The organism is Sphingobium fluminis, from assembly GCF_037723805.1.
GTDB lineage: Bacteria > Pseudomonadota > Alphaproteobacteria > Sphingomonadales > Sphingomonadaceae > Sphingobium.
In genome coordinates this window covers 61,874-87,909 of record NZ_JBBJUK010000005.1, presented here as the reverse complement: position 1 = coordinate 87,909, position 26,036 = coordinate 61,874, and the positions used below count along the sequence as shown (strand labels likewise).

At 63.6% G+C, this 26,036-nt stretch carries 25 protein-coding genes; 10 read left to right on the top strand and 15 right to left on the bottom strand.

What is annotated here, in order from left to right; all coding sequences use genetic code 11:
• Nucleotides 1-72: 72 nt before the first annotated feature.
• The gene (locus WG907_RS13960) at nucleotides 73-1,350 is read left to right on the top strand and encodes a hypothetical protein (RefSeq protein ID WP_340233699.1); all 1,278 of its coding nucleotides are present in this window, start codon (nucleotides 73-75) and stop codon (nucleotides 1,348-1,350) included.
• Nucleotides 1,351-1,417: 67 nt separating this feature from the next.
• On the opposite strand, the gene WG907_RS13955 is transcribed toward WG907_RS13960, so the two are convergent.
• Nucleotides 1,418-3,055, bottom strand: a complete 1,638-nt coding sequence (locus tag WG907_RS13955; protein WP_340233698.1) for a GMC family oxidoreductase — start codon at nucleotides 3,053-3,055, stop codon at nucleotides 1,418-1,420.
• Between the two features lie 200 nt (nucleotides 3,056-3,255).
• On the opposite strand from WG907_RS13955, the gene WG907_RS13950 reads away from it, so the two are divergent.
• Nucleotides 3,256-3,552, top strand: a complete 297-nt coding sequence (locus tag WG907_RS13950; protein ID WP_340233696.1) for a hypothetical protein — start codon at nucleotides 3,256-3,258, stop codon at nucleotides 3,550-3,552.
• 272 nt (nucleotides 3,553-3,824) lie between these two features.
• Here the strand turns inward: WG907_RS13950 and WG907_RS13945 are convergent, their stop codons facing one another.
• Both WG907_RS13945 and WG907_RS13940 read right to left on the bottom strand, forming a co-directional pair.
• On the bottom strand, nucleotides 3,825-5,240 hold the full coding sequence (locus tag WG907_RS13945; protein WP_340233695.1) for an aromatic ring-hydroxylating oxygenase subunit alpha: 1,416 nt from the start codon (nucleotides 5,238-5,240) through the stop codon (nucleotides 3,825-3,827).
• A gap of 86 nt (nucleotides 5,241-5,326) precedes the next feature.
• A complete protein-coding gene (locus WG907_RS13940; RefSeq protein WP_340233694.1) occupies nucleotides 5,327-6,481 on the bottom strand; it encodes a phosphotransferase in 1,155 nt (384 codons plus the stop codon).
• A gap of 82 nt (nucleotides 6,482-6,563) precedes the next feature.
• Between WG907_RS13940 and WG907_RS13935 the strand changes: the two genes are divergently transcribed.
• On the top strand, nucleotides 6,564-7,346 hold the full coding sequence (locus WG907_RS13935; protein WP_340233693.1) for an SDR family NAD(P)-dependent oxidoreductase: 783 nt from the start codon (nucleotides 6,564-6,566) through the stop codon (nucleotides 7,344-7,346).
• A gap of 22 nt (nucleotides 7,347-7,368) precedes the next feature.
• Here the strand turns inward: WG907_RS13935 and WG907_RS13930 are convergent, their stop codons facing one another.
• Nucleotides 7,369-8,490, bottom strand: coding sequence for an acyl-CoA dehydrogenase family protein (locus WG907_RS13930; protein WP_340233692.1), 1,122 nt, complete (start codon nucleotides 8,488-8,490; stop codon nucleotides 7,369-7,371).
• Between the two features lie 5 nt (nucleotides 8,491-8,495).
• On the bottom strand, nucleotides 8,496-9,701 hold the full coding sequence (locus tag WG907_RS13925; protein ID WP_340233691.1) for an acyl-CoA dehydrogenase family protein: 1,206 nt from the start codon (nucleotides 9,699-9,701) through the stop codon (nucleotides 8,496-8,498).
• A 90-nt stretch (nucleotides 9,702-9,791) separates the two neighbouring features.
• Between WG907_RS13925 and WG907_RS13920 the strand changes: the two genes are divergently transcribed.
• Nucleotides 9,792-10,685 carry an acyl-CoA thioesterase gene (locus WG907_RS13920; protein WP_340233690.1) on the top strand — a complete coding sequence of 298 codons (894 nt, stop codon included), beginning with the start codon at nucleotides 9,792-9,794 and terminating at the stop codon, nucleotides 10,683-10,685.
• A 2-nt stretch (nucleotides 10,686-10,687) separates the two neighbouring features.
• Here the strand turns inward: WG907_RS13920 and WG907_RS13915 are convergent, their stop codons facing one another.
• The 5 genes from WG907_RS13915 to WG907_RS13895 form a co-directional block, all read right to left on the bottom strand.
• Nucleotides 10,688-11,218, bottom strand: coding sequence for a nuclear transport factor 2 family protein (locus WG907_RS13915; RefSeq protein ID WP_340233688.1), 531 nt, complete (start codon nucleotides 11,216-11,218; stop codon nucleotides 10,688-10,690).
• Nucleotides 11,219-11,231: 13 nt separating this feature from the next.
• The gene (locus tag WG907_RS13910; RefSeq protein WP_340233686.1) at nucleotides 11,232-12,665 is read right to left on the bottom strand and encodes an FAD-dependent oxidoreductase; all 1,434 of its coding nucleotides are present in this window, start codon (nucleotides 12,663-12,665) and stop codon (nucleotides 11,232-11,234) included.
• 24 nt (nucleotides 12,666-12,689) lie between these two features.
• Nucleotides 12,690-13,292 carry a nuclear transport factor 2 family protein gene (locus WG907_RS13905; RefSeq protein WP_340233684.1) on the bottom strand — a complete coding sequence of 201 codons (603 nt, stop codon included), beginning with the start codon at nucleotides 13,290-13,292 and terminating at the stop codon, nucleotides 12,690-12,692.
• A 97-nt stretch (nucleotides 13,293-13,389) separates the two neighbouring features.
• Nucleotides 13,390-14,187, bottom strand: coding sequence for an enoyl-CoA hydratase-related protein (locus WG907_RS13900; protein ID WP_340233682.1), 798 nt, complete (start codon nucleotides 14,185-14,187; stop codon nucleotides 13,390-13,392).
• Nucleotides 14,188-14,222: 35 nt separating this feature from the next.
• A complete protein-coding gene (locus WG907_RS13895) occupies nucleotides 14,223-15,455 on the bottom strand; it encodes a cytochrome P450 (RefSeq protein ID WP_340233681.1) in 1,233 nt (410 codons plus the stop codon).
• A gap of 85 nt (nucleotides 15,456-15,540) precedes the next feature.
• Between WG907_RS13895 and WG907_RS13890 the strand changes: the two genes are divergently transcribed.
• Nucleotides 15,541-15,996 (top strand): nuclear transport factor 2 family protein, encoded by a 456-nt coding sequence (locus WG907_RS13890; RefSeq protein WP_340233680.1) that lies wholly within the window; start codon nucleotides 15,541-15,543, stop codon nucleotides 15,994-15,996.
• Here the strand turns inward: WG907_RS13890 and WG907_RS13885 are convergent.
• Nucleotides 15,968-17,206 (bottom strand): MFS transporter, encoded by a 1,239-nt coding sequence (locus WG907_RS13885; RefSeq protein WP_340233678.1) that lies wholly within the window; start codon nucleotides 17,204-17,206, stop codon nucleotides 15,968-15,970. The two genes, WG907_RS13890 and WG907_RS13885, sit on opposite strands and share 29 nt — an antisense overlap.
• A gap of 110 nt (nucleotides 17,207-17,316) precedes the next feature.
• Between WG907_RS13885 and WG907_RS13880 the strand changes: the two genes are divergently transcribed.
• Nucleotides 17,317-17,847, top strand: coding sequence for a VOC family protein (locus tag WG907_RS13880; RefSeq protein ID WP_340233676.1), 531 nt, complete (start codon nucleotides 17,317-17,319; stop codon nucleotides 17,845-17,847).
• 15 nt (nucleotides 17,848-17,862) lie between these two features.
• Here the strand turns inward: WG907_RS13880 and WG907_RS13875 are convergent, their stop codons facing one another.
• Together WG907_RS13875 and WG907_RS13870 are read right to left on the bottom strand one after the other, a co-directional pair.
• Complete coding sequence (locus WG907_RS13875) at nucleotides 17,863-18,339, bottom strand: MarR family winged helix-turn-helix transcriptional regulator (protein ID WP_340233674.1); 477 nt, start codon at nucleotides 18,337-18,339, stop codon at nucleotides 17,863-17,865.
• A gap of 127 nt (nucleotides 18,340-18,466) precedes the next feature.
• Nucleotides 18,467-19,261: an SDR family oxidoreductase gene (locus tag WG907_RS13870; protein WP_340233672.1), complete on the bottom strand. Its 795-nt coding sequence runs from the start codon at nucleotides 19,259-19,261 to the stop codon at nucleotides 18,467-18,469.
• A gap of 106 nt (nucleotides 19,262-19,367) precedes the next feature.
• On the opposite strand from WG907_RS13870, the gene WG907_RS13865 reads away from it, so the two are divergent.
• On the top strand, nucleotides 19,368-20,153 hold the full coding sequence (locus tag WG907_RS13865; RefSeq protein WP_340233670.1) for an SDR family NAD(P)-dependent oxidoreductase: 786 nt from the start codon (nucleotides 19,368-19,370) through the stop codon (nucleotides 20,151-20,153).
• A gap of 43 nt (nucleotides 20,154-20,196) precedes the next feature.
• Here the strand turns inward: WG907_RS13865 and WG907_RS13860 are convergent, their stop codons facing one another.
• Together WG907_RS13860 and WG907_RS13855 are read right to left on the bottom strand one after the other, a co-directional pair.
• Complete coding sequence (locus WG907_RS13860; RefSeq protein ID WP_340233668.1) at nucleotides 20,197-21,408, bottom strand: cytochrome P450; 1,212 nt, start codon at nucleotides 21,406-21,408, stop codon at nucleotides 20,197-20,199.
• A 130-nt stretch (nucleotides 21,409-21,538) separates the two neighbouring features.
• Nucleotides 21,539-22,768, bottom strand: a complete 1,230-nt coding sequence (locus WG907_RS13855; protein ID WP_340233666.1) for an acyl-CoA dehydrogenase family protein — start codon at nucleotides 22,766-22,768, stop codon at nucleotides 21,539-21,541.
• A 153-nt stretch (nucleotides 22,769-22,921) separates the two neighbouring features.
• Between WG907_RS13855 and WG907_RS13850 the strand changes: the two genes are divergently transcribed.
• Genes WG907_RS13850 through WG907_RS13840 form a run of 3 tightly spaced genes read left to right on the top strand, consistent with a single transcriptional unit; the run spans nucleotide 22,922 to nucleotide 25,964 of the window.
• Entirely contained in the window at nucleotides 22,922-23,728 is an 807-nt protein-coding gene (locus tag WG907_RS13850; RefSeq protein ID WP_340233664.1) for an enoyl-CoA hydratase/isomerase family protein, read from the top strand.
• A gap of 35 nt (nucleotides 23,729-23,763) precedes the next feature.
• Entirely contained in the window at nucleotides 23,764-24,513 is a 750-nt protein-coding gene (locus WG907_RS13845; protein ID WP_340233662.1) for an SDR family NAD(P)-dependent oxidoreductase, read from the top strand.
• Nucleotides 24,514-24,524: 11 nt separating this feature from the next.
• Entirely contained in the window at nucleotides 24,525-25,964 is a 1,440-nt protein-coding gene (locus WG907_RS13840) for an aromatic ring-hydroxylating oxygenase subunit alpha (RefSeq protein WP_340233660.1), read from the top strand.
• Nucleotides 25,965-26,036: the final 72 nt, after the last annotated feature.

The window sequence follows — 26,036 nt, the reverse complement described above, 5'->3', positions numbered from 1 at the left end:
GCTCTCATAAAGGTTTGTAGATATATGATATGCTAAGCAACCATATATTGCCAGATAATTCAGGAGAGAGCGGTGAACCATCCGACGCATGTGACCGGCGATCATAGCGGCATCGCCTTTCCGGTCAGCTATGCGGTGCTGGAGGAGGGGGGCGCTGCGGCGCTGACGCGTCTGTTCCGGGAGATCGGCGCGATCGGTGCCGACAATGAAGTGACCGACATTCTCCACTGGAAGGAATTTTTCGGCGGCGGCATGGGCCGCAAAGTCGCGATCGATGTCGCCTATGCGAAGGAAGAAGGGCTGCCGACGCGGCTGTTCGCCAAGTTCACCCGCGAATTCGGCGATCCCCTGCGCGAGCTGTTTTCGCCGGTGATGGACCCCGAAGTGCGCTTTGCGCTATTGTCGCGCCGCCCCGGCTTCCCGGTCACGGTGCCGCGCTGCCTGTTCGGCGATTATAGCGCGGCCACCAAGACCGGCCTGCTCATCACCGAGCGGATTCCCTATGGGGCCGAGGGCATCGAACCGGCGCTGGAGAAATGCGTCGATTATGAGATCCCCGATCCGCTGCCCTATTATGAGGCGCAGACGCGGGCGATAGCGGCGCTGGCGGCCTATCACCGCGCCGGCCATTTCGGCGACGAGATCGAACAGGCATTTCCGTTCGATCCGACCAATGAGGCGCTGCTCAAGGTCATTCCTTATGACGCCGGGGGCCTTGCCGCCAAGCTGGACACGCTCAGGGCGTTCGCCGCGCGCGCGCCGCAGCTCTTGCCCGATGGCCTTGCCGACCCCGCATTCCTCGCCGACTTCGCGCGGGGCGCGGCGCTGGTGCTGGACAAGGAGCGGGCGATCTGGGAACGCCTCTATGCATCCAGCGACGCCATCGCGCTGGTGCACTGGAACATGAACCCGGACAATGGCTGGTTCTGGCGCGACGAGCGCGGTGTGATGCAATCGGGTCAGCTCGACTGGGGCGGCGTCGCCCAGTCCAACCTCGCCCAAGCCTATTATGGTATGTTGTGCGCGGGCGAAGCGGATTTCCTCGCCCGGCATGACGCGCATCTTCAGGCATTGTTGCTGGACGAATATGCAAAGGCAGGCGGGCCGCGCATCGCAGCTGCCGACTTCGACCGCGACGTGAAGCTGTCCATCGCGGTGCTGGGGACGGCGTGGATGCTCGATGCGCCCGCGCTGCTGGAAGCCGAACTGCCGGATTATCCTGACCTGACCGACCGCACCGACCCGCGCCTGCGCGATCTGTTTCTGCCGCGCTGCCAGTTGCAGCTGATGCGGCTGTTCCTGTCCGAATGGCGGCGCAAGGATATCGGCGCGGCGATCGAGGGGCTTTGAGCGAGGGTGTTCCCCGGCTTTCGCCGGGGAACCGTTAAGACGCTGCGATCGGGCTGGCGCAGCCATTTCACGCGGCGTTGCGGAGCTGCGCGTCCTCCAGGATCAGGTCGGCCGCGCGCCAGCCGGTCGCCATCGCCGGGCCGTTGGTATTGCCCGAAATGAGACCCGGCATGATCGAACAGTCGACGACGCGCAGGCCATAGACGCCACGCACGCGGGCGCGCTCGTCGACCACCGACCCCGCGTCATGCCCCATCCGGCAACTGCGCACCGCATGGGTGCCGCACAGCGCGATCTTGCGCACGATCGCCAATATCTCCTCATCGGTGGCGTGCTGCGCGCCGGGCGCGATTTCCGGTCCGATGAAGGGGGCCAGCGCCGGCTGGCCGACATAGGCGCGAATATAACGCACTATTTCGATGGCGGCGCGCTGGTCATGCGCGCTTGCCAGCCAGTCTGGCATGATCGAAAGCGGTGCGTCGGGGTCAGCCGCGGTGATTTCCACCCGGCTTTCGCTGTCGAGGCCCAGAAGCTGCGCGGTGAAGCTCATTCCCGGTTCGCGCTGGACCGACTGCATCGGGGCGACGGTGTCCTTGTCCCGCTCCTCGGGGATGTCGAGCGTCCAGCCGCTGATATAAAGCTGCGCATTGGGGCGCGGTTCATTCGGATTGGTCTTGATGAACGCGCCCACTTCCATCGCGCCATTGGCGAGCGGGCCGGATTTCGCGATCAGATATTGCGCGACGCTGGCGGCGAGGCCCAGGCCCCGCAGCCGGTGGTTGACGCCCTTTTCGCCGCCCTTGAGCCGATAGGTAATCATCATGCCGAGATGTTCGAGGATGCGGCCGCCGACATCGGGGCTGTCATGGACGACGTCGATGCCATGTTTTTGCAACAGCGCCGCCGGGCCGATGCCGGACAGTTGCAGCAGTTTGGGCGAGGCGATCGTCCCGGCGCTGATGATGATCTCGCCATGGCAGGCATAGCGTGCCGGCCGTCCGCCGACCCGGCAATCGACGCCGGCCGCGCGCTTGCCGTCGAAGCGGATGCGGTCGGCATAGACATTGGTCACGACATCCAGATTGGCCCTGTTGCGCGCCGGCTCCAGAAAGGCGAGGGCGGCGCTTTGCCGCACGCCCTTCTTGATATTGTAGCAATAATAGCCGACGCCCTCCTGATCCTCGCGGTTGAGGTCCTCATAATGGCGCGGCAGGCCCATCTGCACGCCGGCTTCGATCGCATGTTCGGCCAGCGGATAACGGAATTTATTGGTCGTGATGTGGACGGGGCCGCCGACGCCGCGCACCCCGTCATCACCCAGCTCATGATCCTCGATCGAGCGATAGGCCTGCTTCATCTGTGCCCAGGACCAGTCGGACCCGGCTTCGCGTTCCCATATGTCGAAATCCTGCGGCTGGCCGCGCACATAGATCATGCCGTTGATGGCGGACGATCCGCCAAGACCGCGCCCGCGCTGCCATGTCTCCGACGGGGCGCAGGCGGGGCCGACCGGGTAGGACCAGGCGTGATTGGGATCGGTGACGAGCTTGCCGATGCCCTTGGGCATGTTGACGAGGAAGGTCTTATTCTCGCCACCCGCTTCCAGCAAAAGGACGCGGTGCGCGGGGTTTTGCGACAGGCGGTTGGCGAGGACGCAGCCGGCCGATCCCGCGCCGATGATGATATAGTCGTAGCTTTGCGCCATCGTCTCTCTCCTATATTCGTCAGGCTGGTCGCGATGAACCGCGCCTCTCACGCCAACTTAGTCTTGACGATAGTCTGCTGCAATACCATACGGCACCATATCAAATGGCGATCGGCAGTCGAAGGAGCATGGAGCCATGAGACGCTTAAATGAAGCTTCTCATCTCCAGCGCCTCGGGAGTCCTGTTTTGGAGTGATGGAATGAAGATGCGGACATGGGTGTTGGCGGCCGGGTTTTTGGCGACCGGCGCATTGACAGCCACGGTATCGGCGCAGGCCGAGCCCTTGAGCATCGCGCGTAATGCCAAGGTGGTTTCGTCCGACGGGCAGGATATCGGCCTGGTCAATCGCGTATTGACGGGCGCTGACCAGAATGTGAGCGCTATCCGGATCATCATGGGCAGCCGACTGGTGACGCTGAGCGCCGACCAGTTGTCGGTCGAGGGCGGAGTGGTGACCACCAGGCTCACCAAGAAGGAAGTCGAACGCTCGCACTGATTTAGGGTGCATGCGTAAAATGTGAGCCGTTCGCCCTGAGCCAAGTCGAAGCCTGTCCTGAGCGCCTGCTGCAAGCAGGCAGTCGAAGGGGGCCCCTGCTGAGCCGAGGCGAAGCGCACTTCGCTGCGCTCAGTGGAAGGCTTCGACTTCGCTCAGCCCGAACGGAGGATATGTGATCCTGATTTGACGCGCAATGCTCTAAGAGCGGGCGAAGGGAGGTGGCTGCCGGCGCTGTAGGGCATCGGCAGCCACCCTTTTTCATGTTCATGCGGTTATGAACGAGCGGCTTTGCCCCGCGCGATCTGTTCGTCCATCACCGCGTTCCAGTGCTGGATGATCATTTCCTGATAGGCGCTGAGGCGCGTAAAGGGTTTTTCCGGGTTGGCCGAATGCGCGCCCTTCTGGATCAGCGGCATGTTCGACATGTCCTGATCGAAGATATAGCCCAGGAACCCGAAGCCCGGACAATGGGCGAACACGCCCTGATCCGCGTCCAGCTCGATCGTGGGTGCTGCGGGCGGCGCGGGGCCTTCGTCGGGGCAGGGCAACAGCAGGCGCACGTCGAAATAGCTCATTTCCGGGTCGGTTTCATGCGGCAGGAACTGGTAGACGAAGGGCACGCCCTCGCTCAGCCAGAAACAGCTGTGGGGATAGAAGAAATAGAGCGGGCTATCGAGCATCAGCGCGTCGGGCAGGTCGATCCGCCGGTCGTAGACGCGCGAGGCGACGTCGCGATGCCAGGCGCCAAGCTGCGCGCGGATGTCGCCATGCTCGTCCAGCACGGGTTCGGGTTCGTCCGGATAATGCCAGCCGATCATCCCCTGCGCCAGCATCACGCCCGCCTTGAGCGACGTATCCTCGCTGGGCGCGAACATGCTGGGGACGGCCGCGCAGGTGAGGTTGCGACCGACATGACCGGCTTCGTTCCGCCAGATTTCATAGGCGCCCTGGCTGTCGCCGGTGAAGGGCACGGCTTCGGGATGGGTGGAATAGAGATGATAGGCTTCCTGAAACGCTTCCTGCGTGATCTTCCAGTTGGCGCGGACGAGCTTGCGGAAACGCGCGCCGGTGAAGCGTTTGTCCGGCGCGAACTGCTCGAAATGCGCGGGGATGGGGCCAAGCGCGTCGATCAGCGGCGCGGCGTCCTTATTGGCGTTGACGAAGAGGAAGCCGCCCCAGCGTTCCAGCTGGATTTCAGGGAGCGAGCCGTTGAGGCGGGTGATATCGGGGAAGTCCCAGTGGCTGGGGATCGCCTTCAACCGTCCGTCGATATTCCATTCCCACGCATGATAGGGACAGCGGATCGTCGCGGCGGACTCGCTCTTGGCGCACAGCATCGTGCCGCGATGCAGGCAGCTATTGTGGAACGCCTTGAACGCATCGGGGGCGGAGCGCACGATGAAATAGCTGTGCGGCCCGACCGTCAGCGGCACGCGGTCGCCGACCTGCGGGATATCCTCCTCCCGACAGGCGAGCAGCCAGTTGTCGGTCCAGACATGGTCATATTCATCCTGCGCGCGGGCGGGATCGAAATAGCGGGCATGATCGACATGATGATTGTCCGGCTCGAAATTGCCATGCTCGACCAGCGCGGGATGGTTTGGCCCATGCGCCTCGCGCTGCCACATTTCGGTCGCGAGCGGACGCTCCGCGGAACCATAGCCTCTCACTTTAGCGGCAGTCGCCATGTCATTCCCTCCGATTCGCGACCGTGTCCGGCCCTCATTCGCGTTTATAGTGTAGTACCATACCATAGGGGCATGGACCCGCCAACTCAGCGCAGGCTGTCGAGCGCGTCGAGATCGTCGATGGCCGTCGCGATGCGGCCGATGAAATCGAGCGTGATATCGCGCGGCTGCATGTCGGGCAGGTCGTCGCCCGGCGTCAGCGTCATCGTCCACCAGGCGAGCGTCGTGAGCAGCTGCTGACGGTAATTGAGCCACGCCTCCTCGAAGGGCACGGCTTCGCCGCCGGCGGCCGCGAAGGCGTCGAGATAATAGGCAAGCAGGTCCTTTTCCCACGCCCGCCGCTGATCGACGGTCAGCGCGGTGGAGATCGTGTAGGCGACATCGCGCGACCAATGGCCTTTCGAGGTCACCTGCCAGTCGCTCAGCCCCATCCGGCCGTCGCGCGTGACGTACCAGTTTTTGAGATGCACATCGCCATGGGTGATGGTGAGCGGCAGCTCGCCGTGGCGCGCCGACGCGCGGAGCGTCGCCGGCCACACCTCCCCCGCGCGCGCCATAAGCCGGGCGGGAACGACCTCCGCCGCCGCCAGCAGGCCGGCATCGCACATGGATTTGAAGTCGTGATCGCGGTCGAGCGCGGCGAAGCGATCGTCATAGCGGAACATATGCCCCAATTCCGCATCGAGCTGCGGCGAACGGTAGAAATGGCCGTGCAGCGTCGCCAGCGTGGCCAATTGGTCCTGCACGCGCTCGCGCGTCATCTGCGTATGGTGATTGCAGAAGGTCACGCTGTCGCCCAGATCCTCCAGCATCACGATCGAGGCGAAGGACAGGGGATCATAGACCGCCAGCAGCGCTTTTGGCGCTTCGATGGCGAGCTGGGGGCGGATTTGGTTGTAGAATGTCGTCTCGCTCAACAGGGCCGAGGTCGACAGCAGCAGCCGGTTGAGCAGGTCGACCGTCGCCTTGCAGAACACCGACCGGGGCAGGCCGGCCGTATGGCCCGCTTCATTATAGTCGATGAAGATGCGGCGGCGGTTGGAGGTGCCCGAATCCGGCACGTCCAGCCGCACGGCGACGACCTCCGCCCCCGGATGGTCCTTGCAAAGGATATGCGTCATCCATTGCGGCGTGATCGCTTCATAGCGCCAGGGGATGTCGCCGGGATTGACGGCCTGGGGGTCTTCCCGCTGGTCGCGCGCATAGCATGCCTTGATCTGGTCGACTTTGGCCGTGTCCATTCCGGTTTCTCGCTCTATGGGTTCAAACATCGAAAGTCACCGCCACCGCTGATCCGGGGCGCGTAAAAGGGGAGATGTCATCATGCCGACCGCCACCGAGACCGCCCTGCCATTTGTAGGCAAGGTCGCCGTCATCACCGGCGGCACGCGCGGCATCGGCCTCGCCACCGCGCGCCTTCTGGCGCGGCAGGGCGCGAGCGTGGCCTTGTCATCCCGCAAGGCGGAGGCCTGCGCGGCGGTGGAGCGGCAGATGCGCGAGGAGGGGTTCGATTGTGTCGCCATCCCGGGTCACGCGGCGTCGCAGGACGATCTGGCGCGGCTGATCGACGGCGCGCTCGCGGCCTTTGGCGGGATCGACATATTGGTCGCCAATGCGGCGACGAACCCGGTGTTCGATCCGCTCACCGAGCTGACGGAGGCGAGCTGGGCCAAGGTCATGGACATGAATGTCGGCGGCCCGCTGCGGCTCGCGCGCCTCGGCCTGCCCCATGTGGCGGCGCGGGGCGGCGGGGCGATGGTGTGCATTTCGTCGGTCAATGCCCATGTCGCCTTCGCCGGCAGCGGCGTCTATGGTGTGTCGAAGGCGGCGCTGGAGCAGATGGTGCGGCAGCTCGCGGTCGAATGGGGCGATCGCGGCGTGCGGGTCAATGCGGTGGCGCCCGGCACTACGGCCACCGACATGATCCGGGCCTTGCTCGACAAGCCCGGCTTTCGTGAAAAGGCCACCGGCGGATCGGCTTTGCGGCGGATTGCCGAGCCCGAGGACATTGCCGGGGTCGTCGCGTTCATGGCGTCGCAAGCGGCCCGTCATGTCACCGGGCAAACGCTGATCGTCGATGGCGGGCTGACGATCACGCGGATCTGATCCGCTTTCCCGCCGTCGGGACTCAGGCTGCCAGCGCGCCATGGTCGACTCCGTGGGCGAAGCGGTCGCCATGCAGGTCCGCATCGCCGAACTGGCGGGCGATGACGAACAGTCGCCGGTAATAGTGGCTGATGTCGAGTTCCTCGGTCACGCCGATGCCGCCATGCAGCTGTATCGCCTGCCCGCCCACGAACAGGCCGGCGGTCGAAAAGACCTGTTTGGCGGCAGATGCGGCGGTGCTTTGCGCGGCCCGGTCGTCACCCGCCATCGCGCCCAGCGCATGGTACAGGATCGATCGCGCCATTTCCGTTTCGATCAGCATGTCGGCCATGCGATGCTGAAGGGCCTGAAAAGTGCCGATGGCGGTGCCGAACTGCTTGCGGACTTTCAGATAATCGCGCGTCGCCCATAGCGCCGCGTCCATCAGCCCCAGCGCTTCGCCGCACAGCGTGACCAGCGCATGGTCGATGCCCTGTTCGATCGCGGCTTGCGCAGCCGGGCCACTGGCAAGCGTGATGGCCGGGGCATCCGTCAGCGCGATGTCGGCGACGCGCCGGTTGTCGACGGTGCGATAGAGCGACTGGACTACGCCCGCGCCTTTCGCATCGACGAGGTAAAGCCCGACGCCCTCAGCGGACCGGGCCGAGACGATCAACCGTTCGGCACTGCTCGCGCCTTCCACCAGCGTCTTGGTGCCGCTGACGGTCGCGCCTTTGCCCTCTCCGGTTGAAGATGCGCCGACGACGCGCCAGTCGCCGCGCCCGGCCTCCTCCTGAAAAGCGGGAACGACGCGCGTTTCGCCCGTCACCATGGCGCCGATCAGCGGGCCGGCCGTTTCTCCGCCAATCGCCGCCAGCGTCTGCGTCGCCAGCACATGCGCAACGAAGGGTTCGGTGACGAGGCCACGGCCAAGCTCCTGCGCGATCAGCGCATTTTCGATCGCGCCGCCGCCAAAGCCGCCGGCCTCTTCGGAAAGGCCCGCCCCCAGCCACCCCAGTTCCGCGAAAGTCGCCCAATGGGCGGGATCGACGCCCTCGTGCGAGCGAATGACCGCGAACCGCTTTTCCCAGTCATATTCGCGATCGATGAAGCGACGGACGCTGTCGCGCAGCGCATCCTGTTCGGACGACATGTCGAAATCCATCGCGGTCACAGCTCCAATACCGTCTTCGCGATCAGGGTTCGCTGAATCTCGTTGGCGCCGCCGTAGATGGTGGTGGCGCGGCGGAACAGCGCCTTGGCGGACAGACCCACGCCATGGTCGGGCACGGGCGGGGTCAGGCCATCCGCGAACATCCGATGTTCGCCTTCGGGATCGAGGCGGACGGCGACGCCGTGATCGCCCAGCGCATCCACCGCCAGATCGGCGATCCGCTGGCGCAGTTCGGACCCCCGCACCTTGACCAGCGAGGCGACCGCGCCGCCGCCATGGCCGCCAGCGGTCAGGGCGCGCAGCACGGCGGTTTCCAGCGCGAGCGTATCGATCTCGATCCGGGCGAGGCTGCTACGGAAACGGGCATCCTCGATCAGCGGGCGGCCATTCTTCGTCTCGACGCGGGCAATCTCACGCAGCTGGGCGATGTCGCGCTTGGTGTGCGGGACTTCGGCGCTGGTGGTCCGCTCGTTAGCGAGCAGGAATTTGGCGTAGGTCCAGCCGGCGCCTTCTTCCCCCACCAGATTGCCGACCGGCACGCGCACATCGTCGAAGAAAAATTCATTGACGCTCAGCCCCTCGTCGATGGTCCAGATCGGGCGGCGGGTGATGCCGGGCGATTGCAGGTCGACGATCAGCGCGGAGATGCCGGCCTGCGGCTTGACCGCCGCATCGGTGCGGACGAGGATGAACATGAGGTCGGCATGCTGGCCCTCGGTCGTCCAGGTCTTTTGCCCGTTGACGATATAATGATCGCCGTCGCGATCCGCACGGGTTCGCAGCGACGACAGGTCGGAGCCGGCGCCCGGTTCGGAAAAACCCTGCGCCCAGAATGTCTCGCCCGTGCGGATGGCGGGCAGATAAAGCTGCCGCTGCTCCTCCGATCCATAGGTGTAGAGCACCGGTGCGACCAGCTCGGGGCCGATGCGATCCATCGTCGGCGCATAGGCGAGGCGCATTTCCTCTTCGAAGATGAAGCGCTGAACGCCGGTCCAGCCCGGGCCGCCATAGGCTTGCGGCCAGTGCGGGACCGACCAGCCCTTGTCGGCCAGGATGCGCGCCCAGCGTGCCTGGTCGTCGCGTCGGGGATGATAGTCATAGCGGCCGCGACGGGCCAGATCCGCAGGCAGCATTTTCGCCACGAAGTCCTTTATTTCCTGGCGAAAGGCCCGGTCCTGCTCGCTATAGGCTGGCTGCATCATCTCTCTCGACTGCGATGGTTCGTAGTTCGCTAGCATATCATAATGATATTGCCTATAGGGAAGAGAGTATGGAAGGGCCCGGGGGGATCGATGCGCAGTTTCGACAAGGATATGTTCAACCGGAAATGGTCGCTCGACAGTGTCGCGTTGCTCGAAATGGACGAGGTCGCGCCGGACCTGTTCCGCAATCGCCATAACCAGCCCAATGCCTATCGCGCTCTGTTCGGTGGCCAGATCGTCGCGCAGGCGCTGCAAGCGGCCGATCGCACGACGCCGGGGCGGACGGTGCATTCGCTCCATTGCTATTTCCTGCGCGCGGGCAGCGCCGCGTCGCTGATCGACTATGCGGTCGAGCGGACTCGTGACGGAGGGCGGTTCTCGACCCGCCGGGTCGTCGCGCGGCAGGAGGGGCAGGTCATCTTCACGATGGAATGTTCCTATCGAACGCCGATCGCGGGCTTCAGCCATCAGCAGGCGATGTCGGTGCCGTTCGAACCCGAACATGCGCTGGACGAAAGCGCGTTCGAGGCCATCATCGGTGCGGAAAATCAGCGCTATGCGGCCTTGTTCAAGGGCCATTATCCGATCGAGGTGCGCATGCCGGGCCCGGCCGGCTATGTCGAGACCGTAGCCGACGCCAAACGCCATTACTGGTTGCGCGCGCCGGGAGCCGAACGGGTGGACGATCCGGCGACGCATCGCCAGATTTTCGCATTCATGTCGGATTTCATGTTCGCTGGCGCGCCGCTCGCCCGGCACACGGTCGCGCTGCCCGGCCCGCATCTGTTCGTCGCGAGCCTCGATCATTGCATCTGGTTTCATCGCGATATGCGGTGCGACGACTGGCTGCTGTTCGAAACCGAAGGCCCCAATGCGCAGAACGGCGTCAATATGGCGCGCGGCCTCGTCTATAATCGCGCAGGCGAACTGGTGGCATCATTGGCGCAGGAAGCGTTGCAATATCCGGTGGACGAGGGCGATTAAGACTATTGACCCGGCCCCATCAGCGGCAGGGCTTCATAGGAGCGGTCGCCCGCTGCGCTGCCCATGACGCCCAGCGCCGCCAGTTGCGCCATGTCGTCCGCTCCGGCATCGAGCGTGATGAAGCTGTCCCACACCAGGCGGCGATGGGCGATCTTCCAGTCGCCGCCGCGCCGCTCATAATTGTCGAGATAGCGGCCCAGCGCGATGAGATGCTTTTCGTCCGGCCCGTCGGTGCGGTGATAGGCGATGAAATACAGTTCGCCATCGGCGCGGTCGCCTTCGATCCTGTAGGACTGGTTGGTCAGGTGATGCGCGGTGATGGCGAAGGGCGCCATGAGTTGCGGCAATTGCGCCACGAACAGCGCCGCCCTGTCGCAAAAGACGAGGCCATGATCGTCGATCGCATCGTCATGATAGACCGAGCGGAGCAGATCCTGATCGCGCCGGTCGATGGCGCGGGCATAGCGCATCGCGAGATCGCGAAGCGCCTCCCTGTCGAGCAGTGCGTTGAGGGCGGCGTTGCGATCCGACATGGCTTGTACCCCCTCAGGCCGGGACAGGCGCGGTCAGCGCGTGCCGCGCCGCGACCGTGCCCGCATGGCGGCCGAATACGACCGAACTGCCGATGCTGGTGCCGCCGCCCGCATAGCGCTTGCCATGGAAGCAGCCGACCACTTCGCCCGCGGCATACAGCCCCTCGATCACGCGGCCGCGCGTATCGCGCACCTCGCAATCGGCGCTGATGTCGAGACCGGCGGCGGTGAAGCCGATGATCGCGGCGCGCACCTCGACGGCATAGAAGGGACCGTTTTTGATCGCGGGCAGGGCGTGGCCGTTGCCGTCCTTGTGGAAATCGCGATCGGTGCCGTCAATCTCCACGCTTGCATTATAGCGGCGGACGGTCTCTTCTACAGCTTGCGGGTCCAGGCCCGCAAGCTGTGCGACCTCCGCGATGCTGTCGGCGCGGAAGGCGACGCCCTTTTCCACCTCGCGCGTGATGGTGATCTCTTCCCAGCTCGATGTGGCGAGGCCGCTATTATAGGGATCGGCATAGGACAGGTCGTCGCCATTATCGAGCATCGCCTGATGATCGAAAATCGCCCAGCAGACCTGATCGGGCTGCTCGTTCATCAGATAGCCGGCGACGGCGTAGCTGTTCCATTCGGCCATGAAGCGCTTGCCATGCTTGTTCACGGCGATGAGCCAGGGCGGCAGGAAGGCCTCGACATAACGGCTGTCGAAACAGGGGCTGGGGTTGAGCAGGCCCGTATCATAGCCCGTGATCTCCGCGCCGACCGCCTGGCCGAGCGTGATGCCGTCGCCCAGGATGAAGGGCGCATCGCGATGGACGGCCCAGGTGCGGTCGCTATGGAAGGCGGCGGTGGGATACCATTTGGCCAGCATTTCGGGGCTGTTGCCAAAGCCGCCGCTGGCGATCACCACGCTCGGCGCGCGCAATTCCATGCCGAGCGCCCGGATGCCGGTGACCCGGCCATCCTCGACGATCAGCGATTCGACCCGCGTGCCGAGCGCCGTTTCCACGCCGAGCGCGCCTGCGCGGTTGATGAGCGCATCGGCGATGCCAAGGCCAAAGGTGCTGGAGGTGTGGCCGCGCTGCACGTCGGTCACATCCGAATGGACCAGCATGTTGGCGGGGAATTCGACGCCCTTTTCCTTGAGCCAGTCCAGCATGCCGCCCGACTGATCGGCATAATAGCGGATGAGGTCGGGCCGCACCGCATGCTGGTTCAGCGTCATGATATAGTCGTAGACGGCGTCGGCGCTGTCCTCGATGCCCTTTTCCTTCTGGGTGCTGCTGTTGCAGGCATAGACGACGCCGGTGCTGTTGCGCGTCGCGCCGCCCAGATGATCGTCGGCCTCCAGCACCATGACGCTGGCGCCGGCGAGCCTGGCTTCGATCGCGGCGGACATGCCCGCCGCGCCTGATCCGATCACGATGACATCATAATCAAAGGCCATGGGTGTTGCTCCTGTAAATAAATGTCAGGCGGGGACGGGGATGCGGTTCTGGTAGACCGGGTCCGATCGATCGCGCGCGCCGGGCAGGTTGAACAGGGCGACGCTGCCCTGATCGCTGATGCGGGTGCTGGGACGAATATCGTTCCATTCGTTGGTGATCTTGCGTCGCAGCACTTTCCACTGGCCCTCGCGCCGCTGGAACAGATCGATATAGCGGCCGCCGCAATAATAGTCGTGATACTGGTCGATCGATCCGTCCGCCTTGCACCGGGCGGCGTAATCGGGCCCGAAAAAGGCGGTCACCGCCTCTTCGCCGCCATGGGCGCGCTGATAGGCCCAATAATAGGATTCCGACGTCGCGAAATCGCCGTCGACCTCGATCGTGCAATGGGTGACCGTGTGCATGCCGTCCAATATCCCTTCGCGCAGGGCAGGGATGATGAAGTCGGCAAATTCCATCGCATTGCCGGAAAAGGAGCCGTGATCGTCGGTGCCGTCCGGGTGATAGATGCTTTTGAGCAGGTCGATGTCGCAGCGGTCGATCGCGCGGCAGTAGAGCTTGAGAACATGCTCGATGTCCTGCCGGTCGAGCGCAAGGCGCAGCCGCGCTTCCAAATCACTGTCCATCCGGTCCTCTCCCACGACTCCAAAGGTTCACGTCCCTATGATAAGTCTGCATACCATAATGGCGGGGGTCGACCGGCTAGTCAATGCGCCGCCGCGCTTATTCCCCCGTAAATTGCGGTCGGCGCTTTTCCATGACGGCGTTCACGGCTTCGTTGAAATCGGAGGTGGCGAGGGTCAGCCCTTCATAGGCGACGCCGGCTTCGAACACCGAACTGAACAGCTGGCGCAGCGCGATATTGGTCACCGACTTGGTGTAGCGGATCGCCGATTGCGCGCCGCGCGCCAGTTTTTGCGCATATTTTTCGACGAACGCGTCCAGTTCGCCCGCCGGGACGACGAAGCTGATCAGGTTCATGCGTTCCGCGTCGACCGCATTGATCGCGTCGCCGGTCAGCAGATAATGTTTGGCCTTGGCAAAGCCGATAAGCTGCGGCCAGATCAGTGCGCCGCCATCGCCCGCGACCAGCCCCAGCCGGACATGAGGGTCGGCGAAATTGGCGTGGTCGGCCGCGATCACGATATCGCACAGCAGCGCGACCGACGCGCCAAAGCCCATCGCGTCGCCATTGACCTTGGCGATGATCGGCTTGGGGCAGTCGAGCAGGCCCATGACGATGCGGCGCATGGTCTTGGCTTCATGGACGAAGGGGGTGCGATCGCCCCTGACCTGCTTGCCGAGCCATTCGAAATCGCCGCCGGCGGAAAAGGCGCGGCCCGCGCCGGTCAGGACGATGATGTCGCTGTCCATATCGTCCGCCGCATCGAAAAAAGCCTTCGCCATTTCCTGATGCAGCTCGTGATTGACCGCGTTCAACAGCTCGGGCCGGTTCATCGTGATGGTCAGCACGCGGCCGTCGCGGGTGAAATCCAGCAGCTTGTAATGATCGAAGTTCATGCGCTCTCCCCGGCGACTATCGTCTTTTACTTGCTTTAGAACACCACGTTCAGATGATCGAGCGCGTGGATCGCGAAATGCGGAATGAAATGCGGCTCGGGATGGTCGGGCGACAGGCGCAGGCCGGGCAGCCGCTCCAGGATGCGACGAATGGCGATGCGCATCTCGCCCCGGCCGAGCTGGTTGCCGATGCAGAAATGGATGCCGCGCCCGAAGGCGAGGTGATTGCGCACGCCGGGCCGTCCGATCTGGACCTCCTGCGGGCAGGCCCACTGCGCGGGATCGCGATTGCCCGCCAGATAGCTGAGCATCAGCACCGCGCCTTCGGGAATATCGGTATCGCCGATCCGGCTGTCCTGCGTGGCGACGCGCCACATATGCGGTACGGGCGAGTGCGAGCGCAGCACTTCCTCGACGAAGCTGGGGATGCGGCTGGGATCGGCCTCCAGCGCGCTGCGCAGGTCCGGCTTGGTCAGCAGCAGCCACAGCGCGGTGACGATGCCGGTGGTGGTGGTCTCGTTGCCGGCGACGAGCAACTGGTGTGCGATCGCGATCAGCGCCGGGTCGCTCAGCTTTTCGCCGTCGATTTCGGCATGAACGAGCCGGCTCAGGAGGTTTTCGGTCGGGTTGGCGCGATAATCGACCGCGCGCGCGTGGAGGTAATTCTGCATGTCGATGAGATGGTCGGTAATCTCCAGTTCGCGATCGGGATCGAGCAGGGGATTGTTGCGCTCGACCGTGACGTCCGACCAGAGTTTGAACCGGTCATAATCGGCGCGATCGACGCCCAGCTGGTCGGCGATGATGTACATCGGCACCTTGATGGCGAATTCGGGCAGCAGGTTCGCCTTGCCGGCGGGCAGGATGCCGTCGATCAGTTCGTCGACCAGCGCCTCGATATAGGGTTCCAGCGACTTGACGTAGCTCGGCGTGAACGCCTTTTCGACCAGCGCGCGATAGGATGTATGGTCCGGCGGGTCGTTGGTGACGAGCGTGTGCATTTCGGGGAAGCCGCGCTCGGCATAGCGGCGGGCGACCTCTTGTGCGACGGGCGAATCATGCCGGCCGACGACCACCGTGGTCTTGTTGGAATAGAGTTCGGGATGGGCCGAGACATGGCCGATATCGTCATAGCGGGTGACGATATACATGCCCGTCAGCGGGTCCTTGTAGACCGGGGATTCGGCCAGCAGGCGATCGAGAAAGGGAAAGGGACACATCTGGACATCCGCCGATGCCAGGCTGCCGATATTATCCTGCTTCGTCATTGCGCCTCATCCGAACACTGCTTATCCAAGAAGGAAGCTACCATATAATACGCTAGCGTAAATATCAATGCGGGAGGAGAGCGCCATGACCGGAACGTTGGAGACATTATCGGCCATCGAGGAGATCAGGCGGCTCAAGGCGCGCTATTTCCGGCTGATGGACATGAAGGACTGGAGCGGCTTTGCGGAAATCTTCACTGAAGATGCGATTTTCGACGTGCTTGACGCGCTGGAGGAAAATCCCGACCCCGCCGCCGCGCAGCCGCCCGTGATCGGCCGCGCGGCGATCGTCGATTATGTCAGTACCGGCATCGCGCCGATCACCAGCGCGCATTATGGCCACATGCCCGAAATCGACATATTGTCGGACGACGAAGCGACCGGCATCTGGGCGTTCGAGGACATATTGCGGCTGCCGGCGGGCGGGCCTTTCACCCTGTTCCGGGGCCATGGCCATTATCATGAACGCTATAGCCGGGCCGATGGCCGATGGCGCATCGCGTCGCTGAAGATCACGCGGCTGATGGTCCAGATGACGTAAGCGATCCGATCGACCGGTTCGGGCGATAGAGCAGGAAAACGAGCCCGATCGCCACGAAGCTGCCGACATGCAGCAGGATGGTGGGCGTATAGCTGCCGAACCGGTCGAACATCGCGCCCGCCAGCGGGGCCGCCGCGAACAGGAACGGCAACTGGATCAGATAGCAAAGCCCCATGCCGAGGCCGATATTCGCCTGCGCCAGCCATTCGCCCATCGTCACGCCGAACAAAGTCAATATGCCGTTGCAGCACAGGCCGATGGTAAAGGCCAATCCGAGCAATATCGGCAATTGCGCGCCGGCGACGATCAGCCCGAGCCAGGGCAGGCATTGCGCCAGAGCCAGCACGGCAAAGCTCGGCCCGCCGCCGATCCTGTCGGCCAGCCAGCCGAACAGCGGCGCGCCGACCAGCCCCGCCAGCCCGAAGATCGACAGCATCAGCGACGCCGAGGTGAGCGGCACCCCACGCCCGGTGGCGAGCGCGACCATATGGGTCATGATGGCAAGGCCGGCGGCGCTGAGCAGCGCGACCCCGAGGCTGAGGATGATGAAGCGGGGCTGGCGCAGGATCCGGGCGGCCGACAACGGGGCTTCCGATTCCGCGCCCGCCTGCGCCATGCCGCCCATGGGCTGTTGCCCGATCCGCGCCGGATCGTCGACCAGCAGCCAGGCGAGCGGGATCAGCGCGGCGAGGATGAGGCCGTTGCCGACCAGCGTTCCGGCGAGGCCGAACCGGATCAGCAACGCGGCCGCGAGCAGCGGCATCAATGCATTGCCGAGCGGCATGTTGATGATGCCAAGCGCCTTGCCGCGCCCGGTGACGAACCAGTTCGACACGATCGCCGTGCAAGGGACGACCCCCGCGAGTGTGAAGCCCGGACCGATCATCAGCGCATAGATGCCAAGAAAGAGCCGGATGTCATGCACCTGGCCGAGCAGGAAGTAGCCCCCGGCATTGAGCGCCAGCCCGGTCAGGATCAGCGCCCTTGCCGATATGCGGCGCAACAGGCCGCCGACCAGCGGCGCGAGGATGCCCAGCGTAAGCGTCACCATGCTCAGGCCCATCGACGCCACGGCGCGGCTCGTGCCGAAGTCCCGCTCGATCGTTTCCATCATCGCGCCATAGGCGGCGAAATTGACCCCCAGCGCGCAATTCATGATGAGGAAACAGATGCCGACCATTTGCCAGCCGGCGAAAGGCGCTGCCTTCATGTCCATCCTCCCGATATGTGCGGCCCGGCATTGACGGCCCGCGCCGACAGACAGTATGTATGCATATGATAGGCTATGCAACTGTCATGCGCGACCGGAGAGAGATCGATATGCCCGCTGAAAACACGCCCGTCCGTCAGATCGCCTATTTCGTACCCGATGTCGTCGTGGCGGCGCGGGCGCATATGGCGACGTTCGGATCAGGCCCCTTCTACGTCGCTGAACATATTCCGCTGACGCTCAGCCTCTATCGCGGGCAGCCGGCCGAACTCGACCATTCGTCCGCCTATGGCCAGTGGGGCGATGTGATGGTGGAATTCGTCCAGCAGAATAATGAGGGACCCTCGGTGTTCCGCGACATGTATCCGGACGGCGGGCAGGGCATGCACCATGTCGCGCTGATCGTCGACGATATGAAGGCGGCGATGCAGCGTTACGAGGCGGCCGGTCATGCCACCGGCCTATATGCCGAGGTCGCGCCGGGCGTCGGATTCGCGATGATGGACTGCGTCGAATCGCTTGGCCATTTCGTCGAATTATATGAACCGACCCCGCCATTGCTGGCGGTTTACGATCTCGTCCGGTCCGCGGCGCAGGATTTCGACGGCAGCGACCCGATCCGCTATTTCGCGGTCAACTGAGCCACATCGGCACCCTCAATCCTCGTCGATATCGACCGCGCTGGGATAGGCGTTACCCAATTGCTGGTTGGCATAGACGAGCAATGCGGTCAGTTCATCGGCACGCTTCTTGCCAAGGCGGGTTTCCAGCAACGCGATCTGATCGGTCGTCGCGTCCGCCAGCGGCCGGCGCAATTGCCGGCCCTTTTCGGTCAGGTGGACCATGACCACGCGGCGATCGGCCTGGGTGCGGCGGCGTTCGACGACGCCCGCCCGCTCAAGCCGCGCCAGCGTCTGGCCGACCGTCGCCTTGCCGATCTCCAGCCGCCGCGCCAGATCGACCTGGGACAGCGGCTCGTTGAACCACAGCTCGCCCAGCACATAGGCTTGTGCCGGCGCGATGCCCGAACCGCTGATCCGCGCCATATAATCATTCTGGGTCAGGCGAGCGAGCAATTGCGCCTGATAGGCGAGGCTTTCCTTGAACTGGGGGAAGGTGGTGTCGGCGTCCACCGGGCGCGGATCATCCTTGCGACTTTTAGAACGTGGTGCGCCCACTCTTAAATCCCCCAATTGTGCATCGCTGACCGTCGCCAATGCGTAACCAGATAATCATGGAAATGCCAAGGCCTTGCAACGATCAGCTGTGCAGATGAGCGGTCGCTTTGGCCGCGATTTCGCCAAGTTCGGTGAGGCTGGGGTTGCGACGCAGCGTCAGGCCGCCATTGACCTGCAAATTCTGGCCGGTCATGAAACATTCGTCCGACGCCAGCCAGATGGCGGCGGCGGCGATGTCCTCTTTCGTGCCGACCCTGCCCAACGGATATTCGCGCTCAAATGCTTCGAGCAATTCGGGAATCTGGAAGGTTCCGCCCGCCATCGGCGTCTCCGTAAGACCCGGCGAGATCGAATTGGCGCGAATGCCGCGAACGCCATATTCGTTGGCGACGGTGCGAATGACATGATCGATGCCCGCCTTGGTGCCCATATAGGCGGCGTGATTGTCGAGCATGATGGTCGCGGTCGCCGACGAAATCTGGATGATCGACCCGCCCGCGCCCATGGTGCGCAGCATCGCCTGGATGAAGAAGAACGGCCCCTTGAACTGGATCGCCAGCATCTTGTCGAGATCGGCCTCGGTCGTTTCCTCGGTCGGCTTGAGCAGGCCCCAGCCGGTGGCGTTGATGCCGATGTCGAGCTTGCCGAATCGCTCGACCGCGACGTCGGCGGCGGCGTCCACCTGGGCCTTGTCGCTGATATCGGCGATCGCATAGGCGCCGCCCAGTTCGGCGGCGAAATCGCTCAATGCATCTTCATGGCGTCCTACAACGACCACCTTCGCGCCCTCTGCGTTCAGGCGGCGCGCGATGATCTGCGCCATATTGTCCTTGCCTGCCGCGCCGAAAACCAGCGCCACCTTGCCAGCCAGCCTCATATCCTGCTCCCATGCTTGTCGTGCGGCTTGTAGTTAGCATATATACAGTCCGCTGCCATCCTATTATAGGTGCGCCACGGTAAGGATAGTCAAGGGAGAGTATCATATGGCAGGAAGACTGGACGGCCGCATCGCGGTCATAACGGGCGGCGCGCGCGGACAGGGTGAGGCGACCGCCAGGATTTTCGCGGCCGAAGGCGCGCGGATCGTGGTGGCCGACATGCTGGAAAGCGAAGGGCAGGCGGTCGCCGCCAGCATCGGCGAGAACGCCCTGTTCGTGAAGCTGGACGTGTCGGACGAGCAGCAATGGCTGGCGCTCGACAGGACGATCACCGATCGCTGGGATGCGTCGGCGGACATATTGGTCAATAATGCCGGCGTCGTTCATCCCGCCGCGATGCTCGACCTTGCCAGGGACGATTTCGAGCGGGTGCTGCGTATCAACCTGATCGGCGCGTGGCTCGGCATGAAGATATTGGGCGCGGGCATGATCGCCAAAGGCAAGGGGTCGATCGTCAATATCGTGTCGTCCTCCGGGCTGTGGGGCATGAATGGCCTGACCGCCTATTCCGCCAGCAAATGGGCGCTGCGCGGCATCACCAAGACGGCGGCGATGGAATTCGGACCCAAGGGCGTGCGGGTGAACGCGGTCTTCCCCGGCGGCATCAACACCGCCATGGGCAATGTCACCAATGAGGACGCATCGGAGCTGAACAAATATTATGTCGGCCAGCCGATCGCCCGGATCGGCGAGCCGGAAGAAGTGGCGCGTACCAGCCTGTTCCTGGCGAGCGACGATGCATCCTATGTCTGCGGCGCGGAAATCGCCGTCGACGGCGGCATGACGATGGGCGTCTATACGCCGTTTCTGCCGGGCGCGCCGGGCGCCTGAAGGGTGGGGCAGGGGCGATGTCTCGTCCCTGCCCGCCTGCCGGTTACCGCTTGTCGAACGCCAGCCACAGCCGGGTCAGGCCGTGCGAGATATAGAGCGGCGTGTAGGCGAAGCTTTCCTCGCCGCGCGAAGGGCGCAGATTGTCCATCCGCCGCATGATCGCCTCGAAGGCGATCCGCAGCTCGCCACGCGCCAGCTGGTTGCCGATGCACAGATGCGGCCCCGCGCCAAAGCTCATATGCGCGCTGCGGCCGGTGCGGTGGAGGTCGAGTTCGTCGGGCCGTTCATAGATGGCGGGATCGAGATTGGCCGCCCCGAAACGGACCTCGACCATCGATCCGGCGGGAATCGCGACACCGCCAATCTCCGTATCTTCGGTCACCTTGCGAAACAGCGTCTGAACGGGCGCCATGATCCGCAGCACCTCTTCGACGAAGCGGGGAATGAGGCCCGGATCGGCGCGCATCTCTTCCACCAGCTCTGGCCGGTCGATCATCATCTTGATGCCGGCGGCGAGCGCCATGGTGGTCGTCTCGTTGCCCGCGACCAGCAGCTGCTGCACGATATTCTGCAACGCGCCCATGCCCAGCCGCTCGCCGTCGACCTCCGCCTGGATGAGGTGGCTGAGCAGACTGTCGTCGGGCTGCGCCGTCAGCCGCTCGATCGCGGCGGCCATATATTGCTGCATGTTGGTGAGTTCGGTCACGACCTCGATCTGCCGTTCCTTGCTCATCGCCGGGTCCATGCTCTCGACCGAAATGTCGGACCAGAGTTTGAACCTGTCCATGTCCGACGCGGCGACGCTCAGCTGCGCAGCGATGATGATCATCGGCAGCTTGATCGCGAATTCGGCGACGAATTCGACTTCCGACCGGTCGATGAAATCGTCGATCAGATTTTCGACCATGGCGGCGATCGCGCCTTCCATATTCTTCACGCGCGCCGGCGCGAACGCCTTGTCGACCAGCGTGCGATAATGGCGATGTTCGGGCGGATCGTTGGAAATGAGCGTGTCCATCGGCCGCCAGCCCCGGCTGTCGAAGATCGCGTCCGTCTCCGGAATGGAGCGCGTTCCGCCGAGCCCGTTGCGGCTCGAAAATATGCGCGTGTTCAGCAGCGTCTTTCGGACATCCTCATAGCGCGTCAGCACGAAATTGCCGGTAACCGGATCATGGTAGACCGGCGATTCGCGGCGCAGCTTTTCATAAGCGCCGAAGGGGCATTGCTGGATGGCGGGCTCGGCAAAGCTGATCATATCGTCTTTCCGTGGAATATAGTGCGTTAGCATACATAGTGCCGCTATGACAAAAATGGATAGCCGGTGGAGCGAAATTTGATGGCCTAACGGTCGCCCGACCCCTCACGCCGGTGGCGCGGCCTGCGTTTCAGGCGGGTCCCTGCGGGCGGGCGGGGCGATATTTATCCAGTTCGATGCGCGAAATGACGCTGTTATGCACTTCGTCCGGTCCGTCGCCCATGCGCAGCATCTGCATCCGGGTGAAAGAATAGCCGAGGCCGAAATCGTCGCTCAGCCCGGCCGCGCCATGCGCCTGGACCGCGATCTCCGCCACCGCCCGGCCGATGCGCGTGGCGGCGACCTTGATCTGCGAGATTTCGCTGCGGGCTTCCTTGTTGCCGACCGTATCCATCAGATGCGCCGCGCGCTGGGTCAGCAGGCGCGCCATGTTGATGTTGATCCGCGCTTCGGCGATCCGTTCCCGCCAGACCGACTGGCTGGCCAGCGTCTTGCCGAACGCCACGCGCGACAGCAGGCGGCGACAGGTCATTTCCAGCAAGCGCTCGCACTGGCCCAATATCCGCATGCAATGATGGATGCGGCCCGGTCCCAGCCGCCCCTGCGAAATCTCGAACCCGCGCCCTTCGCCCAAGATGATATTCGCGACCGGCACGCGGACATTTTCGAACAACAGTTCCGCCTGCCCCTTTGGTTCGTCGTAAAAGCCCATCACAGGGAGCGGACGCACCCATGTGATCCCCGGCGTTTCGGTGGGGATCAATATTTGCGACTGTTGCAGATGGCGCGGCGCGGTGACGTCGGTCTTGCCCATCAGGATGAAGATGCGGGTGTTGGGGTGATAGGCGTTGGTGATCCACCATTTGCGGCCGTTGATGACATAATGATCGCCGTCGCGCTCGATCCGCGTTTCGATGTTGGTGGCATCGGATGACGCGACCGCCGGTTCGGTCATGCAATAGGATGAGCGGATATCACCGGCGAGCAGGGGTTCGAGCCATTGTTCCTTCTGCGCCGCCGTCCCGTAGCGGTCGAGCACTTCCATATTGCCGGTATCGGGGGCGGAACAGTTGAACACTTCCGACGCGAAATGGACCCGGCCCATGATTTCGGACAGCGGCGCATAGTCCAGATTGGTCAGCCCAGCGCCATTGTCCGAATGGGGCAGAAACAGGTTCCACAGACCTTCCGCTTTCGCTCTGGCCTTCAGTTCGACCATGATCTCGGGTACGCGGAACTGGTCGGGCCCGGCATGGAGCTGCTGCTCATACAGCGCTTCGTTCGGATAGATGTGGGCGTCCATGAAAGCCTGCACGCGCGCCGTCATCGCGCGGGATCTTTCGGTCTGTTCGGGAATCATGCCGCTACTCTCTCCGAATTTGGTGCCACACCGCCACGCCGATGCGCGAGCATATAATGTGCTACCATACGACATTGACTTTTGCTAGGGGTGGGCGAATATACAAACGCCCCTGGACCGCCGAGTCCTCGGTAAAAAAAAGGAGAGCGATGGATGGCCGGCAATGTTTCGCTGCAATGGGACCGCGAAGGCGTCGCGCTGATCACGGTCGGCGACGGCGGGGCGTCCAATCACACCGTGACGGCCGCCACGGTCTCGTTCCTGGCCGATATGCTGGACGAGGCGATCGGCGGCGGCGCGCGCGCGATCGTGCTGGCATCCTCGGTGGAAGGCCACTGGCTCGAACATGCCTATCTCGACGATATCGTGCAGCTGGTGTCCGGGCAGGCGGCGTCGGGCGATCCGGCGGGCTGGTTCCGCAGTCTCCAGACGCTCAATCGCGGGTCGGCGGTCACGATCGCGGCGATCAACGGCGACACATCGGGCGGCGGCTGCGAACTGGGCTGGGCGTGCGACCTGCGCGTGGCGGAGGAGCAGGCGCGTTTCAGCCAGCCCGAAGTCATTATCGGCGCGGGCACCGGCATCGGCGGCACATCGCGTCTGATGCGCCTGATCGGCCGCACCGTCACGGCCGAGGTCGTGCTGACCGGCCTGCCGCTCACCGCCAGGCGGCTCTACGAGCTGGGCGGCGTCAACCGGCTGGTGGGCAAGGGCGAGGCGGTCGCGCAGGCGCTCGACATCGCCCGGCATATCGCGACGCTGCCGCCGCATTCGGTGGCGGGCATGAAGAAGATGCTGGGCGAGGATGAGGATCTGAACCAGACCGACGGCATCGCCAACGACCAGGCGATCAGCCAGTCGCTGTTCGCCAACCCCGACAGCGTCGCGAGCATGAAGGCGATTCAGGCGCGCTTCGACGCGGGCGAGAGCATGGATGCGGTCTATTGGCATGCCGCCTGACGGTCGGTTCGCCCCCATCATAACAGGAGAGTAAAATGGATCTGGAACTCGCTGGCAAGAAGGTCATCATCGGCGGCGCGACGCGCGGCATCAGTCGCGCCACGGCGAAGCTGTTTGCCGATGAAGGCGCTCAGCTCGGGCTGTTCTCGCGCAACGGCGATGCGCTCGACGATATGAAGGAAGAACTGGGCGACAAGGTGGTTACCCGCGAGTTCGTCTGGGAAGACCGCGAAGGCTATAAGGCCATGCTTTCGGGCCTGGCCGACCAACTGGGCGGCTGCGATATCTTCATCCACTCGATCAGCTCGTCGGGCGCGCAGGGGTCGGGCGACTGGGATGCGAGCTATCAGCTCGACATGCTGGGCGCGGTCGACGGCACCGAGACGCTCGAACCCTATCTGGAAAAATCGGGCGACGGGTCCGTCATCCTGATGTCGAGCACGGCGGCGTTCGAGACCTTCCTCGTGCCCCAGGCCTTCAACGCCATCAAGGCGGCGGTCATCACCTATGGCAAGCAGCTGAGCCAGGCCTGGGCGGCCAAGAAGATTCGCGTCAACATGGTTTCGCCGGGTCCGATCACCTATCCCGGCGGCAACTGGGAAGGGGCCAAGGCGCTGGCGCCCGATCTCTATGCGGGCATCGTCGGGCAAATCCCGGCGGGCCGCATGGGATCGCCCGAGGAAGTGGCCAAGGCGGTCGTGTTCCTCGCCAGCCCTGCGGCATCCTATATCACCGGGACCAATCTGGTGATCGACGGCGGCTTCACCAAGCGCGTCCAGTTCTGAAAGGCAGCGATATGGCGACGACGGCGCGATATGCGGAAATCCGGTTCAACGACCGGCCGATCAAGCAACCGATGGCGGACCCTGAATCCCTGCTGCTGGAGCCGGGCGAGGTCACCGCGGATTTCGAGGCCAAGTCGCCCTATCGGCTGGACGAGCTCCATCCCGATATCGCCAACTATCGCGCCGTATCGACCCGGCGCTTCTTCGATCCCGCCGCCAAGCTCGCGGAAGAGGAGAAGATGTGGAGCAAGGTATGGCTGGTTGCGGGCATCGCCAGCGACGTCGCCCAGGTCGGCGACTGGTTCAAATTCGATATCGGCCCGCAATCGATCATCGTCGCCCGCGCGAAGGAGGATGAAGTCCACGCTTATTATAATGCGTGCAAGCATCGCGGCAACGAATTGGTGCAGGAAGAATTCGGCCATGGCGCGACTTCCTTCACCTGCATCATGCATAGCTGGCGCTATGATCTGAAGGGCAAAAATGTCCGCGTCACCGATCGCGAAACCTTTCGCGAAGAGGCGCTGTGCCAGAATCTGAACCTGACCCCGGTCCATGTGAAGGTCTGGGGCGGGCTGGTGTTCGTCAATATGGATGCCGACCCGATCCCGTTCGAGGACTATTTCGCCGACGTGCTCGATATGCTGGGTTCGTACCGGATGGACGAGATGTTCCTCGTCAAGGACCTGACGATCGAGGTGCCGGCGAACTGGAAGACGATGTATTCGGTCTTCAACGAAAATTACCATGCGCATGCCACGCATCCGCAGATCAAACCCTATGTCGACGATTATTTCATTCAATATGATTTCTACCGGCACGGGCATAACCGCAACCTGTTCCCGGTCGCGCAGGTCAGCCCGCGCTGGCCCGACGGGCGGTTCATCAATGCGGGCCTTGCCTTTTTCATGCAGGAAGCAGGCCTCAAGGCGGTCGGGTTCAAGGGCGACGCCCGCCATGTCCGCCGCGCGATCCAGCAGGCCAAGCGAAAGGCCGACAATGTCTATGGCATGGATTTTTCGGGCTTCACCGACAATCAGCTGACCGACGACTGGAACCCCTCGCTGTTCCCCAATGTGACGCTCAACATGCATCCCGAGGGGATATTGCTGCAACGATTCCGGCCGCATCCGACCGACCCCGAAAAAGGCTATCACGACGTGTTCGTGCTGTCCGCCAAACTGGCGCCGGGCCGCCGCCCGCCCGCCTATATGGGGGTGGAGGACCATGTCGACGTGTCGGGCAAGGTGCGGCCGCCGCGTCGCCACACCACGCATGACGACCCGCAGGGCGGCGAAGTCGTCGAGCAGGACATCGCCAACATGATCACCCTGCAACGCGGCATGCATTCGCGCGGTCTCAACGGCACCATCGTCTATTCCGAACAGGAACGGCGCATCCAGCACTTCCTCGCCGAACTCGACCTGTATCTCGACGACAAAAAGGGCTGAGGGTCGGGCATCGAACCGGCTTCATTCGTTTCACCGTTGTTTTCTGCCGAGATGCAAGCCACGGCTTGCCCC

Bases quoted from the DNA above. Each gene is read 5' to 3' on its own strand.
- WG907_RS13955 (WP_340233698.1), bottom strand. From the start codon at position 3,055: ATGGCGCAAAGCTACGACTATATCATCATCGGCGCGGGATCGGCCGGC.
- WG907_RS13950 (WP_340233696.1), top strand. From the start codon at position 3,256: ATGAAGATGCGGACATGGGTGTTGGCGGCCGGGTTTTTGGCGACCGGC.
- WG907_RS13945 (WP_340233695.1), bottom strand. From the start codon at position 5,240: ATGGCGACTGCCGCTAAAGTGAGAGGCTATGGTTCCGCGGAGCGTCCG.
- WG907_RS13940 (WP_340233694.1), bottom strand. From the start codon at position 6,481: ATGGACACGGCCAAAGTCGACCAGATCAAGGCATGCTATGCGCGCGAC.
- WG907_RS13935 (WP_340233693.1), top strand. From the start codon at position 6,564: ATGCCGACCGCCACCGAGACCGCCCTGCCATTTGTAGGCAAGGTCGCC.
- WG907_RS13930 (WP_340233692.1), bottom strand. From the start codon at position 8,490: ATGGATTTCGACATGTCGTCCGAACAGGATGCGCTGCGCGACAGCGTC.
- WG907_RS13925 (WP_340233691.1), bottom strand. From the start codon at position 9,701: ATGATGCAGCCAGCCTATAGCGAGCAGGACCGGGCCTTTCGCCAGGAA.
- WG907_RS13920 (WP_340233690.1), top strand. From the start codon at position 9,792: ATGCGCAGTTTCGACAAGGATATGTTCAACCGGAAATGGTCGCTCGAC.
- WG907_RS13915 (WP_340233688.1), bottom strand. From the start codon at position 11,218: ATGTCGGATCGCAACGCCGCCCTCAACGCACTGCTCGACAGGGAGGCG.
- WG907_RS13910 (WP_340233686.1), bottom strand. From the start codon at position 12,665: ATGGCCTTTGATTATGATGTCATCGTGATCGGATCAGGCGCGGCGGGC.
- WG907_RS13905 (WP_340233684.1), bottom strand. From the start codon at position 13,292: ATGGACAGTGATTTGGAAGCGCGGCTGCGCCTTGCGCTCGACCGGCAG.
- WG907_RS13900 (WP_340233682.1), bottom strand. From the start codon at position 14,187: ATGAACTTCGATCATTACAAGCTGCTGGATTTCACCCGCGACGGCCGC.
- WG907_RS13895 (WP_340233681.1), bottom strand. From the start codon at position 15,455: ATGACGAAGCAGGATAATATCGGCAGCCTGGCATCGGCGGATGTCCAG.
- WG907_RS13890 (WP_340233680.1), top strand. From the start codon at position 15,541: ATGACCGGAACGTTGGAGACATTATCGGCCATCGAGGAGATCAGGCGG.
- WG907_RS13885 (WP_340233678.1), bottom strand. From the start codon at position 17,206: ATGAAGGCAGCGCCTTTCGCCGGCTGGCAAATGGTCGGCATCTGTTTC.
- WG907_RS13880 (WP_340233676.1), top strand. From the start codon at position 17,317: ATGCCCGCTGAAAACACGCCCGTCCGTCAGATCGCCTATTTCGTACCC.
- WG907_RS13870 (WP_340233672.1), bottom strand. From the start codon at position 19,261: ATGAGGCTGGCTGGCAAGGTGGCGCTGGTTTTCGGCGCGGCAGGCAAG.
- WG907_RS13865 (WP_340233670.1), top strand. From the start codon at position 19,368: ATGGCAGGAAGACTGGACGGCCGCATCGCGGTCATAACGGGCGGCGCG.
- WG907_RS13860 (WP_340233668.1), bottom strand. From the start codon at position 21,408: ATGATCAGCTTTGCCGAGCCCGCCATCCAGCAATGCCCCTTCGGCGCT.
- WG907_RS13855 (WP_340233666.1), bottom strand. From the start codon at position 22,768: ATGATTCCCGAACAGACCGAAAGATCCCGCGCGATGACGGCGCGCGTG.
- WG907_RS13850 (WP_340233664.1), top strand. From the start codon at position 22,922: ATGGCCGGCAATGTTTCGCTGCAATGGGACCGCGAAGGCGTCGCGCTG.
- WG907_RS13845 (WP_340233662.1), top strand. From the start codon at position 23,764: ATGGATCTGGAACTCGCTGGCAAGAAGGTCATCATCGGCGGCGCGACG.
- WG907_RS13840 (WP_340233660.1), top strand. From the start codon at position 24,525: ATGGCGACGACGGCGCGATATGCGGAAATCCGGTTCAACGACCGGCCG.